Origin of the sequence: Pedobacter sp. UC225_65 (genome assembly GCF_042698365.1) — a bacterium.
GTDB lineage: Bacteria > Bacteroidota > Bacteroidia > Sphingobacteriales > Sphingobacteriaceae > Pedobacter.
The window spans coordinates 4,226,749-4,239,997 of the sequence record NZ_CP170550.1 but is presented as its reverse complement, the minus strand read 5'-3'; the positions used below and the strand labels follow the sequence as shown (position 1 = coordinate 4,239,997).

General features: G+C 38.8%; 11 protein-coding genes. 6 read left to right on the top strand and 5 right to left on the bottom strand.

What is annotated here, in order from left to right:
• Positions 1 to 38 precede the first annotated feature (38 nt).
• Positions 39 to 1,358 carry a sensor histidine kinase gene (locus ACFJIZ_RS22310; RefSeq protein WP_379089290.1) on the top strand — a complete coding sequence of 440 codons (1,320 nt, stop codon included), beginning with the start codon at positions 39 to 41 and terminating at the stop codon, positions 1,356 to 1,358.
• A gap of 248 nt (positions 1,359 to 1,606) precedes the next feature.
• Here the strand turns inward: ACFJIZ_RS22310 and ACFJIZ_RS22305 are convergent, their stop codons facing one another.
• Positions 1,607 to 2,527 carry a DUF58 domain-containing protein gene (locus tag ACFJIZ_RS22305; RefSeq protein WP_379089287.1) on the bottom strand — a complete coding sequence of 307 codons (921 nt, stop codon included), beginning with the start codon at positions 2,525 to 2,527 and terminating at the stop codon, positions 1,607 to 1,609.
• Positions 2,528 to 2,582: 55 nt separating this feature from the next.
• Between ACFJIZ_RS22305 and ACFJIZ_RS22300 the strand changes: the two genes are divergently transcribed.
• Entirely contained in the window at positions 2,583 to 3,518 is a 936-nt protein-coding gene (locus ACFJIZ_RS22300) for a DUF3078 domain-containing protein (protein WP_379089285.1), read from the top strand.
• A 103-nt stretch (positions 3,519 to 3,621) separates the two neighbouring features.
• Here the strand turns inward: ACFJIZ_RS22300 and ACFJIZ_RS22295 are convergent, their stop codons facing one another.
• The 4 genes from ACFJIZ_RS22295 to ACFJIZ_RS22280 all read right to left on the bottom strand — a co-directional run bounded on the left by ACFJIZ_RS22295 (position 3,622) and on the right by ACFJIZ_RS22280 (position 10,679).
• Entirely contained in the window at positions 3,622 to 4,827 is a 1,206-nt protein-coding gene (locus tag ACFJIZ_RS22295; protein ID WP_379089282.1) for a PQQ-dependent sugar dehydrogenase, read from the bottom strand.
• Positions 4,828 to 4,968: 141 nt separating this feature from the next.
• Positions 4,969 to 5,286 (bottom strand): thioredoxin, encoded by a 318-nt coding sequence (trxA, locus tag ACFJIZ_RS22290; RefSeq protein ID WP_055132221.1) that lies wholly within the window; start codon positions 5,284 to 5,286, stop codon positions 4,969 to 4,971.
• Between the two features lie 116 nt (positions 5,287 to 5,402).
• On the bottom strand, positions 5,403 to 9,836 hold the full coding sequence (gene dnaE / locus ACFJIZ_RS22285; RefSeq protein WP_379089279.1) for a DNA polymerase III subunit alpha: 4,434 nt from the start codon (positions 9,834 to 9,836) through the stop codon (positions 5,403 to 5,405).
• 366 nt (positions 9,837 to 10,202) lie between these two features.
• Positions 10,203 to 10,679 carry a lipocalin family protein gene (locus tag ACFJIZ_RS22280; protein WP_379089277.1) on the bottom strand — a complete coding sequence of 159 codons (477 nt, stop codon included), beginning with the start codon at positions 10,677 to 10,679 and terminating at the stop codon, positions 10,203 to 10,205.
• Positions 10,680 to 10,762: 83 nt separating this feature from the next.
• On the opposite strand from ACFJIZ_RS22280, the gene ACFJIZ_RS22275 reads away from it, so the two are divergent.
• The 4 genes from ACFJIZ_RS22275 (at position 10,763) to ACFJIZ_RS22260 (ending at position 13,110) form a co-directional block, all read left to right on the top strand.
• Positions 10,763 to 10,906, top strand: a complete 144-nt coding sequence (locus tag ACFJIZ_RS22275; protein ID WP_379089274.1) for a hypothetical protein — start codon at positions 10,763 to 10,765, stop codon at positions 10,904 to 10,906.
• Between the two features lie 29 nt (positions 10,907 to 10,935).
• Positions 10,936 to 11,874, top strand: coding sequence for a malate dehydrogenase (mdh, locus tag ACFJIZ_RS22270; RefSeq protein ID WP_379089271.1), 939 nt, complete (start codon positions 10,936 to 10,938; stop codon positions 11,872 to 11,874).
• A gap of 100 nt (positions 11,875 to 11,974) precedes the next feature.
• Positions 11,975 to 12,397 carry a retropepsin-like aspartic protease gene (locus ACFJIZ_RS22265; protein WP_379089268.1) on the top strand — a complete coding sequence of 141 codons (423 nt, stop codon included), beginning with the start codon at positions 11,975 to 11,977 and terminating at the stop codon, positions 12,395 to 12,397.
• An 8-nt stretch (positions 12,398 to 12,405) separates the two neighbouring features.
• Positions 12,406 to 13,110: an N-acetylmuramoyl-L-alanine amidase gene (locus tag ACFJIZ_RS22260; protein WP_379089266.1), complete on the top strand. Its 705-nt coding sequence runs from the start codon at positions 12,406 to 12,408 to the stop codon at positions 13,108 to 13,110.
• Positions 13,111 to 13,249: the final 139 nt, after the last annotated feature.

Below are 13,249 nucleotides of genomic sequence, written 5' to 3'. Positions count from 1 at the left end.
GAGGCATAAATTGAAAACTGATAACTGAAAACCGACTAATGAATCTTCAAACAAAGTTTTCCTTATACAATGCCATTACCAAAATAGCGGTAATCTTGGTCTTGGGACTGATCATTTTGCTTTCAATTGAGAAGATTTCTTTTCATCATTTAGATAGCCGTTTGACCAAAAAAAGGTCGAAGGTAATTGCCAATCTAAATGACAATGAAATTGACAATCTCTTAAAGGCCCAACATTCGTTTACCGATTACAATATCTTAAAGGATGAGTTCATTGTACTCACGGCCATCCCAAAAGACCATAAAATAGACCCTTCCATTTCTTTTACCACAGAACGGAGGGAAATTGAAGGAGACATAGAAATCTATCGGATCCTGAATGACCAATTTGAATACAACAATAAACGATATCATTTAGAACTGGGCGAAACCATGACAGCCATGGATGCGGTAAAGAATACCATCAGGTTCTACATGCTCATTGTACTTGTTATTGCGCTCTTGGTTACTTTAATTACCGATTATGCATTTACCCAATTTATCCTACGACCTTTTTACAAAATCATAGACCAGAAATTGAACAAGGTAAATGATCCCACTGCGTATGACTATGAGAATATTCCAACTACCACTACAGATTTCAAGTTTTTAGACAATAGCATTAATACACTGATGCGAAAGATCGCCAGTTTGTTCTCTCTAGAAAAACAATTTATCGCAAATGTTTCGCACGAGTTGCTTACCCCTATTTCTATCTTGAGCGGTAGGCTTGAAAATATCCTAACTGCCGAAAATCTTCCTATCGAACATGAGAATAAAATTTTAGCCTCACTAAAGACTCTAAATCGTTTAAAGGTAATCATCAACAGTTTGTTATTGATTTCTAAGGTAGAAAATGAACAGTATCTCAAAAAAGACCAGGTTTGTATCCAAGAGGAATTAAAAGACCTTTATGAAGATTTAGAAGACAGGATCGTCGCCAAAAAATTAACTTATACCAATCATGTTAAAGAAAATTTTGTTTTTACTGGAAACCAGGCATTGATACATACCTTGTTGATCAATATCATCAATAATGCCATTAAGTACAATGTTGTGAATGGCACGATCAATATCAGCGACGAATCAAGTGCTACTGATTATATCTTAAAGGTAGAAGATACTGGAATTGGAATGGAGAAGGAAATCATTGCTAACGCTTTTAACCGCTTTGAAAGAGAAGAAAACAACGAAAAAGAAGATAGTTTTGGTTTAGGTCTTGCTATTGTGAATAGTATTGCAAAATTCCACCAATTGACTATCAATATCAAATCAGAAAAACACAAAGGAACAACTGTAACCATTCACTTCCCAATATAACTTCATACAATCTTCATAATAGAACATCATATTTGACTAACAAAACATCAGAAGCGATTTCCGTTTTGTTATCTATAAAACTCATCAATAGTTTTTTAGTTTTCCGGTTACCCTTATCTGAACCTTTATGTATTGCAAAATACATGAAGGTTTTTTTATGGGTTAAAGTTCGATCCTTGGCTCGTATGGACATGAGCCAAGAGCAAGAACACAAATGAACAATTGAACTAATGAACAATTGAACCATCTTATCCCATTTTCTGTCGTTTGATCAAATAAGATTGTAGGATATGGTCAAAACCTGCATTGATATCCGCATCCACCATATCAATCTTATATTGTGCACAGGTTAATGCCAATTTTTGACGATAATTGACCATCTGCTCCAAATAGCCCTCTTTTACCTTACTTGCATGCGCTTTTAGAACAGCGCCCGTTTCCATATCGATAAACTCGTATGGGCGGTTGGCAAAATCAAAATCCACTTCTTTACTTTTATCGGTTACATTAAAAATAACGACTTCATGTTTATTGAATTTTAAATGTTGCAGTGAAGAAAACAATGCTGAGACCTTATCTTCATCATGCATCGTCTGCAACATATCACTAAAGACAATCACCAAAGAGCGCTTGTGGATAAGCTCGGCTATTTGATGTAATGCCAATGCCAAATTGGTGGGCACGTTCATTTTCGGTGCTTGTAAAACCTGTTCCAACTGTGCAAATAGATATTTTTGATGGGTATTGGTCGACTTTGCTTGTGTATTTAAGCGCAATTGATCTGTAAATAAGCTTAACCCAAAAGCATCTCTTTGTTTCTTTAACAGATAGACCAATGCAGCCGTGCTCTGTATGGCAAAAGTTAGCTTGTTATACTTGTCGTCAGGGAAATACATCGATGAAGAAGTATCGATTACAAATTGACAGCGTAGGTTTGTTTCTTCCTCGTACCTTTTGCTAAATAGTTTGTCTGTTTTGGCAAATAGTTTCCAGTCGATATTCTTTACACTATCGCCCGTATTGTACAATCGATGTTCTGCAAACTCTACCGAGAAACCATGAAAAGGGCTTTTATGTAACCCTGTAATGAAACCTTCTACTACTTGTTTGGCCAAAAGCTCAAGATTTGTAGTAAGTTGTAGATTTTCGTATTGGTTGATCGATGCCATAGCGTAAAGCTAATAAAAGATTTTTTATTAATTTTGAAGGCATATTTAAAAATCTATGAAAAAATATGCGCTATTATTATTGTCATCATTCATCAGTTTGTATGGTGTTGCACAAACCGTTCAAGGCGGTAAAGTAAATACTGAAAGTGCAAAATTGGTAGCTAAATTAGATACCGCTAAAAAACAAGAAGGTTGGACCATTAGAGGAACCAATATTCTCTTGCTCAACCAGGCCGCGTTTTCCAATTGGGTTTCTGGTGGTATCAACTCTGTAGCTTTAACTGCCCGTGGAGATTATGAATTTAACCTGAAAAGAGGCAAAAATTTATGGGAAAACAGGATTTTAATGGGCTATGGTTTACGTTCTGAAGAAAAAAGTGATGCAACCAAGGTAGAAGATGTGATTGACCTGACCTCTAAATATGGTTACCAAATCAAGCAGAGCAATTGGTTTGCAGCAATGGCCTTAAATCTCAAAACACAATTTAGCAAAGGATACGATTATAGTAAACCTAACCAAAGTTACATCAGTAATTTTATGGCTCCTGGGTATATTACCTTTGGACTGGGAGTTGATTATATTCCAAACGACAACTTTCAGATCAGCATCCACCCTCTTACTTCGAGGTTAACATTTATTGGTGATAAAGCTGTATTTGATCCAGATAAAGATGGCGTTTTAACAGAAGCCTACGGTGCCAAACCTGACGAAACATTTGTGTACCAGTTCGGTGCTTATGTGGGTGGTAGATATAAAGCAAAACTGATGGAGAATATCTTTTTAGATAACCGTTTTGGTATCTTTACCAATTACCTCAAAGACCCACAAAACATGGTATTGGCTTATTCGGCCATCTTAGACATGAAGGTGAACAAGTTCATTTCTACCCAAGTAACCGCAGATCTGTTTTACGACAACAATCAAATTGGCAAACTTCAGTTGAAAGAAACTTTAGGCGTGGGTTTAACCTATAAATTTGGAAAATACTAGTGATCAAATTAATTTTTTGTTTCTAAAACTCGACCAAAAAGAAACCCTGAACCAGTAATAGTTCAGGGTTTTTATTTGATGTCGACTGGCTTTAAGCTTCCGGCTATTTTTTGGTGATCTTGAACAAGTTGCCGCCATCTGTTATCGCGTATAGCGCACCATCTTTACCTTCTACCAGGTCTCTGAAACGTTCGCTCCGATCCTCCAGCAATCTTTCTTCTCCAACTATTTTATTCGCTTTGATCACCAAACGGATAATGTGTGATCCACTTAAAGCACCTACAAATAAATTTCCTTTCCACTCTGCAATATGATTGCTGTTATAAAAAGCGATACTGCCTGGAGAAATACTTGGGTTCCAATAATATAGAGGTTGTTCCATTCCTGCTTTTTGTTGGATACCATCTCCAACTTTTCGACCACTGTATTCTGTACCATAAGTGATGATTGGCCAGCCGTAGTTTTTCCCTGGTTTGATGATATTCACTTCATCACCTCCTTTAGGCCCAAATTCTGCCTCCCATAACTCACCTGTTTGGGGATTGATGGCAAGCCCATCTGGATTTCGAAGTCCATAAGCATAAATCTCTGGTCTCGCATTGGCTTGTTTTGCAAACGGTCCGTTGGCTACAGCCTTACCTGCTGGTGTAAGATGCAAGATCTTGCCTAGCGAAGAATTTAGATATTGTGCCTGCATCCGGATGTCGTTGCCAGAGCGCTCACCCGTACTTACAAACAAGTTCCCATTTTGATCAAAAACTATCCTCGAACCATATTGAAGTTTGCCTGAATAAGCTGGCGTGGCTCTGTAGATGATCGTCTGGTTTTCGATGCTGGTTTCGTTAGCAGCCAATTTACCCTTTGCAATGGCCAATAACACCCCATTGTTTTGTGGCTCGGCATAAGCCCAATAAACCATTTTGCTTTTTGCAAAATCTGGTGCAAGCGTAAGGTCTAAAAGTCCACCCTGACCAGAGGCATCTACTTTTGGAAGCCCAGTGATTTTTTTAACCAATTTTCCATCAGCCGATAAGATCACCATTGTTCCTTCTTTTTGGGTAATCAAGAACCTTCCATCAGGCATGGCCGAAATACTCCACGGACTTTCCAGCTTATTGTTAATGATCGAAATATTTAATGGGGTTTTAGTTTTTACAGCCCTGATACGGGTCTGTCCTGCAAATGCAGGTTGATAATCTGCTGAAGGTTTTTCTTTTTCTACCGAATTTTGTGCCGGTACCTGAACACAGCTAAACAAAAAGCCTACAGTAAAAAGACCAAATAGTTGACGTTTGAATAATAAATCCATAAACATGTTGAGTTTCCTAAAAGAACAAAAAAATACTTAAACTAAAAAATCCGAACTCACTTATGAATTCGGATTTTAATATGGATGAGGTAACGTTTAATCAGCATCAGTTGATCTGTTGCTCTTAAATCTTTAACCTGATTATAATTGTTTATCTAATTTACCAGCTAAAACTGATTTTGGAACAGCACCAACTTGTTTGTCAACTACTTCACCGTTTTTAAAGAACAATAAAGCTGGAATGTTACGGATACCAAATTGAGTTGAAATCTGAGGGTTGTTGTCCACATTCACTTTACCTACCAACGCTTTTCCTTCATATTCTTTCGAAATTTCGTCTACCACTGGACCAACCATGCGACATGGACCACACCATTCTGCCCAAAAATCTACCAACACTGGTTTATCTGATTTTAACACAACTTCCTCGAAGTTTGCATCTGTTATTTCTAAAGCCATAACTTATTTTTAAATTTATATACAAATATAGATATTCAATTCTAATGCCAACTACTTCGTAATGCCAATTTGACATTTCTTTGAGGTAGCCGCTTTGGAGACTTAAATCCGCTGTTTTAATTCAGCTTGTAATTTACAACATTTAGTTTTGTTAATTGTTCTAAAAACAAATTATTCGGATTGATCCTTAACGACTTTGAAGGCAGTTCTAACTTCAGGTTTTGCTCTCTATCGTAAACTTCAAAATTCAATTTACAATTATGGCGCTCACTATTCTCTTTATTTTCTTGTAAGATCGAGTCTATTTTCTCCATCAACTCATCATTGATTTCTTCTATAGGTAGCTGGATAGTAATACATTTCGTCAGTTTATCACGTAATTCTGACAGTAAATCTATCGAAGTCACCTTAAATTCCCAGTCACCTGCTTTTTTAAAGCGCTCTCCAACCCTACCTCTAATCTGTAGAAAATAGCCTTCGGTTAAAAACTGTTTAAACTTCAGAAAATCATCTCCAAATAACGCAATCTCACAACTGTCATCATAGTCTTCAAAAATGAAAGTTCCAAATGGTTTCCCTGTTTTTGTGATCCGCTGCGAAGCCATCACCACCAGTCCACCAACCACTAGGTCTCTGTTTTTGATAGTTTCAAATTCTCCTAAAACTTCCTCATTGGTATCTCCGCTTCGTATTTTATTGACGATACTCAGATGTTTAACCGCATGTTGGCAGAAATTGTTCAGCTCAAAGCGGTAATCATCTAGTGGGTGCCCTGATAAGAAGATTCCGATGGCATCCTTTTCGTACTTCAAACGATCGATCAATCCCCATTCTGGAGATACCGGAAAAGTAGGTTCCAAAATCAGATCGGCCTTTGAGCCACCAAACAATGAAGATTGAGAGGAGTTTTGGTTATTCTGAAAGTCGTTGGCATACTTGATCAGCTTTTCGATCCCATTCATTTTATCATTGGCACCAATGTAGAAATATTGGGCACGATGGAAACCATAAGCATCAAAGGCGCCACTATACACAAAACTCTCGTAAGCCTTTTTGTTAACGATACGTGTATTGGAACGTTTGGCAAACTCGAAAACACTAGGATAGGGTCCATTTTCCAAACGTTCTTCGATGATGCTCTCTACCGCTTTCTCTCCCACTCCTTTTACAGCCGACAGTCCGAAGCGTACTTCGCCCTTGGCATTTACAGAGAACTTCAAGTCAGATTCATTTACATCAGGGCCTAAAACCGTAACACCCATTTGCCTACATTCTTCCATAAAGAAGGCAACCTGCTTAATGTCGCTCATGTTGTTGGAAAGTACCGCAGCCATGTATTCTGCAGGGTAATTCGCTTTTAGATAAGCCGTTTGATATGCAATCCAGGCATAACAGGTAGAGTGCGATTTGTTAAAGGCATACTCGGCAAATGCTTCCCAATCTTTCCAGATTTTCTCTAAAATAGCAGCATCATGACCTTTTTCTGCAGCCTGTTTGATAAACTTGGGCTTCATCTTATCCAGTACATCACGTTGCTTTTTACCCATTGCCTTACGCAGTACATCGGCCTCACCCTTGGTAAAATCAGCCAGTTTCTGCGACAAAAGCATTACCTGCTCTTGGTACACTGTAATACCGTAGGTCTCTTTCAGTAACTCCTCACAAGCCTCCAAGTCGTATTTGATCTCTTCTTCACCATTCTTTCTACGTACAAAACTCGGAATATAGGCAATCGGGCCTGGACGATACAATGCGTTCATCGCAATCAGATCCCCAAATACTGTTGGCTTAAGCTCTTTCATATATTTTTGCATCCCCGCACTCTCGTACTGGAAAATGCCGACTGTTTCGCCTCGCTGAAAGAGCTCATATGTTTTTTCATCATCGATCGGGAAAGCATCCGGATCTAGATCGATATTGTGTCTTTTTTTGACCAGTTTTACGGTATCCTTGATCAATGTCAAGGTTTTTAACCCCAAAAAGTCCATTTTTAACAGACCTGCACTCTCTACAACCGAGTTGTCAAATTGGGTTACATAAAGGTCTGAATCCTTAGCCGTAGCCACCGGTACAAAATTGGTAATGTCATCTGGTGTAATAATTACCCCACAAGCGTGGATACCCGTGTTTCGCAAAGAACCTTCTAAAACAATAGCTTGCTCAATCGTTTCTGCACTAAGGTTTTTCGCATTCGAAAGTGCCTTTAACTCGATAATCTTTTCATATTCATCTGGTCGCAAAGCCGATTTTAAAGCTTTCTCTTCCAAATTGAATATCTTGGCCAACTTCATATTGGGTATCAGTTTGGCAATTTTATCAGCCTCAAAAAGCGGTAGGTCCAAAACCCTGGCCGTATCACGGATAGAAGACTTCGCAGCCATGGTACCATAGGTAATGATCTGCGCTACCTGACTAGAACCATATTTATTAATTACATAATCCATTACACGGCCACGTCCCTCATCATCAAAGTCGATATCGATATCGGGCATGGAAACACGGTCTGGATTCAAAAAACGCTCGAAAAGGAGATCATATTTTAAAGGATCGATATTGGTGATCCATAAACAATAGGCCACTACAGAACCCGCAGCCGAACCCCGGCCTGGGCCTACAGATACGTCTCTTCTACGAGCTTCTGCGATAAAATCCTGCACAATCAAGAAATAACCCGGATAACCCGTTTTCTCAATAGTGGCCAACTCAAAATCTAAGCGTTCGATAATGACATCTGTCAGTTCTCCATACCTTTTCTTTGCCCCTTCGTAAGTCAGGTGTCTCAGAAATTTATTCTCTCCTCGTTTACCTCCATCCTGATCATCTTCCGCAACCAAAAATTCATCAGGAATCCCAAACTTTGGCAAAAGCACTTCGCGGGCCAGTTCATAGGCTTCAATCTTATCTGCAATTTCCTGTGTACTTAAAATGGCTTCTGGTACATCGGCAAAAAGAGATTTCATTTCATCCCCAGATTTGAAATAATATTCTTGGTTGGGTAGGCCATAACGGTAACCACGCCCACGTCCAATTGGTGTGGCCTGTTTTTCACCATCTTTTACACACAATAAAATATCGTGGGCATTGGCATCCTTTTTATTAATGTAGTAAGTATTGTTCGTTGCAACCAATTTAACGCCATGTTTGTTTGCCATGGCAATCAGATCAGTATTTACCCGATCTTCGTTTTCTTGGTTGTGGCGCATGATCTCCACGTAAAAATCTTCGCCAAATTGGGTATGCCACCAGCTCAAGGCTTCTTCGGCCTGTTTCTCTCCTAAATTTAGGAGTTTGCTGGCCACCTCGCCATAAAGGTTTCCAGAAAGGACGATAATATCACTTTTATATTGCTCAATTACATCTTTGTCAATCCTAGGCACATAATAAAACCCTTTGGTATAGGCTATAGACGACATTTTGGCCAAATTGTGGTAACCTTTTTTATTCTTGGCCAATAATACCACTTGATAACCATCATCTTTACGGGTTTTGTCGGTATGGTTTTCGCAAACGAAAAACTCAACCCCAACAATCGGTTTTACCTCTTGTGCAACTGGTGGCTGGCCTTTTTCTAAAGCTTCCGCATTTTTGGCTTTTGCATCCTTGTTATGTTTGATGGCTTGGCTTACAAAATGAAAAGCCCCCATCATATTGGCATGGTCGGTAATGGCCACTGCAGGCATCTGATGGGCCGCCGCCGCTTTGATCAGATCTGGTACGCTAATGGTAGATTGTAGTACGGAAAATTGACTATGGTTGTGCAGATGGATAAAATTGGCACTGGCTAATTCTTCCTTATTCCCTGCTAGGGTCTGTTTCGATATCCCCCCAGTTTCGGCACTTCGCTGACGTTTCCTAATCTCGTCTGAAGCAGACTTAAGGTTAACATGTTGTAAACCGATGGCACTGATCGGATTTTGATTGACCTCTCTAAATCGAAGATAATAATCGGTATCAACCAATAGTTCTTCTTTCTTAAAGACTTCCTTTTTGATCAGTTCTAAAAAGCAACGTGTGGTGGCCTCCACATCTGCTGTTGCATTGTGCGCTTCAGAAAATGGCACGCCAAAAAGGTATTGGTGTAATTCTGTTAAAGTTGGCAACTTAAATCGTCCACCTCTACCACCTGGAATTTTCAATAGCTCGGCCGTTACCTCCGTACAGGTATCCAATACGGGCATGCTGGCCATTGGGCTTTCTACACCCATCCTGTAAAATTCGCAACCCATAATGTTCACGTCAAAACCTACGTTCTGACCAACAACAAATTTAGATTTGCTCAATGCGATGTTAAACTTCTCTAAAACCTCGGCAAGTTCAACCCCCTGCTCTATAGCCAGATCGGTAGAAATACCATGGATTCGCTCTGCATCATAAGGAATATTGAAACCTTCGGGCTTCACTAGATAATCTTGATGTTCGATCAGCTTACCCATTTCATCATGCAACTGCCAGGCAATTTGTATACAACGCGGCCAATTATCAGTATCGGTAATCGGGGCATTAAAATTACGTGGTAAACCAGTGGTTTCAGTATCAAAAATCAGGTACATAGTTGGAGTTGTGATGGAAATCAAAAATAGAGAATTTAACGCGCTAACGTGTCAGCAAATTATCAACATCTATATAAAAAATGGAAGAAGGAAAAAGGAAGATGGAGGAGCTGTGGAGAAGAGAAAAATTAGGATTGTTGAATTGTAAATTGCTAAATTGTTGAGGACTTAGAAAAGCAAAAACTTAGCTTTTAGCAAAATGTAGTCCTGCTTTCTGGTTCAAGTTTTTTGCGAATGTTATGCCGAGCTTATCGAAGCAGCTGAAACAAAAAAGCTTTTCCGCCAATCAGGTTTAGCAAACAAATGTCGGTGCAGTTATTTTCAGATGATTTTACGCCAATTGAAAATGTTCAACTGCCAACTAGCTTAGTGTTCCTGGCTTACCAAGCTCCCCACATCATAGCCCATCTGTCTACATCTTTCTATAATTTCCTTCAATAAAACGGGATCCATTTTTGGTTCCCTTGCCATAATAAACAAATACTTTTGGTCTGGATGTCCTACTACCACATAACTATAGTCATCAGCCAATTCTATTACCCAGTATCCAGCTTTAAAAGGCCATAAAAACTGCGCCTTCATCTCGCCATCAGGTTTATCTTCACTAAAAAACAATTTCGACTTTACCGATCGTTCTTCTTCCTTACCATCTTTATGGTAGGTGGTTAGAACTTCAAAATGTTCATCATCGATCAAAGTATAATACTCAATGGTCTGCTTCCAATTTTTATCAAACAAGGTAGGAATCGAGTACAAAGAGTACCATTTTCCGGCATAGGCCTCATGGTCTATTACATTTACAGGCTGGTTTTCCATCACATCAAAATTTGATAGATTAACCATTTGACTGTAATAAAGTTTTAAAAACTTGATAAACCATTTTGTTAAAAAGAAGCAAATCTATACCTTAGGCAACAAGAAATAAAATGGAGTTAAAAGCTGAATTATTTAATAGTTGGGACCCCAAAAAGGACATTGTTGAATTCATCAATACCCATCACATCAAAAAAGAAAATATATTGATCATTACCCAGGACAATGGTAGTTACACTTTGTTCTACTATGCCTGATAAACATAAAATTCCAAATAAAAATTGATATGAAGATAACCGTTGTAGGAGCTGGTGCCGTTGGTGCCACATGCGCAGATAACATTGCAAGAAAAGAATTAGCTGAAGAATTGGTATTGTTAGACATCAAAGAAGGTTTTGCCGAAGGTAAAGCTATTGATATGATGCAGACCGCTACATTATTAGGCTTTGACACGAAGATAAAAGGGGTAACCAACGATTATAGCCAAACCGCAGGTTCTGCTGTTGCTGTAATTACATCGGGCCTACCACGTAAACCAGGGATGACCCGTGAAGAATTGATCGGAATCAATGCGGGTATCGTAAAGGGAGTTGCAGAAAACATCTTAAAATATTCTCCAGATGCAATCATCGTGGTGATCAGTAACCCAATGGATACCATGACTTATTTGGCATTGAAATCATTGGGTCTACCTAAAAACCGTATCATCGGTATGGGTGGCACATTAGACAGTTCTCGTTTCAAATATCATTTGAGCGTAGCATTAAACTGCAACTCAAACGACCTACAAGGTTTTGTAATTGGTGGACACGGCGATACAACAATGATTCCGTTAACACGTTATGCTACTTACCAGAGCTTACCTGTAAGCGAGCTTTTAGATGAAGCTACCCTAGCAAAAGTTGCTGCCGATACCATGGTTGGTGGAGCTACATTAACTGGCCTATTGGGTACTTCTGCTTGGTATGCACCAGGTGCGGCCGGTGCAGCTTTGGTAGAAGCGATTGTACGCGATGAGAAAAAATTATTTACTTGTTGTGTAGCCTTAGAAGGCGAATATGGTCAAAATGACATTTGTTTAGGCGTACCAGTAATTGTGGGTCGCAATGGTTGGGAAAAGATCATTGACTACAAACTAAACGATGCTGAACAAGCTGCATTTAACAAAAGTGCTGATGCTGTACGCAACATGAACAATGTATTGGCAGAAATGAATTTGATTTAATTGATTGTATTGGTTAACTGTTCAGATTGATCAACTGGTTAATCGTTATTGTATAGTTAAACAATTAACCGAATCAACATTTAGCCAATTAACCTTATATATGAGAACAATTACTGTTCCTTTAATATTAATTAATTTACAAGACGACGGTTTCCATCTTTTGGTGGAAATTGTCGTTTTTGGAGAAAAATTATTTGCTGTGGTAGATACTGGTGCTTCACGATCGGTTTTTGACAAGGGCTTGATGACCAAACACATCCAAGAACTTTCCATGAGTGAAGAAACACAGGCTGCCACGATCTTCAGTACTACCGAAACCTTGCAGGGCATCATTCCCAAGCTTAAAATTGGAGGGTTAATTTTAAAGCACTACCATGCGGTGGCTTTAGACCTACAAAGTGTAACGGATACGTATCTGCAATTAGGCCATCCATCAATTGCTGGGATTATTGGTGGAGACATCTTGATGCAGTTCCATGCCAAGATAGACTATCGAAAAAGTACATTAAAATTTTATAAATAAGTTGAACCATGGACAGTAAAAGAACATCCTTTTCAAAATGCTATGCACAGCTGTTGTTCTTTGTGCTTTTAGGCTGCTCATCTTTTACCTTTGCCCAAAACACGGGCATCAAACTAATAGACAAGCCCATTGTCTTCGATTCTACCAGAATAAAACTTTCATTACAATACCTCAAAGAAAGACATGGCATCCCTGCAAAAACCATCACAATAGCACCTGTAATGGTTGTGCTGCATTGGACAGGTGCCAAAACACTTTCTTCTACATTTAATGCTTTTAACCATGCCACTTTAGATGGAGACCGCAAAGCAATTGCTGGCGCAAGCAACCTCAATGTCTCTTCCCAATTTCTGATCGATAGAGATGGAACCATCTACAGGCTCATGCCTGAGAACAATTTTGCCCGTCATGTAATTGGTTTAAACTATTGTGCAATTGGGGTAGAAAATGTTGGAAGTGATGATTTCCCTCTTACCGAGGCGCAACTCAAAGCAAATGAACAATTGGTAAGGTACCTAACCGCTAAATATAAGATTCAATACCTGATTGGACATTACGAATACACTTCCTTCAAACATACTGCATTATGGAAGGAAACAGATCCTAATTATCAAACCGGAAAAACTGATCCTGGAGCAGACTTTATGCAGAAGATCAGGTTTAACCTAAAAGATTTATCATTAAAAGGTGCCCCACAAAACATCAAACAATAATTTGATGTGGAAATTGTATTGGAAATTTCATCAAAACATTAAGCTACAATAGTTTACAACATTTAAAAGTAAACTAAAAACGCTCATCTCCTTCAACATCCTTTCAAGTAAAAGTAAAATCGAGAAATATTGGGGATTT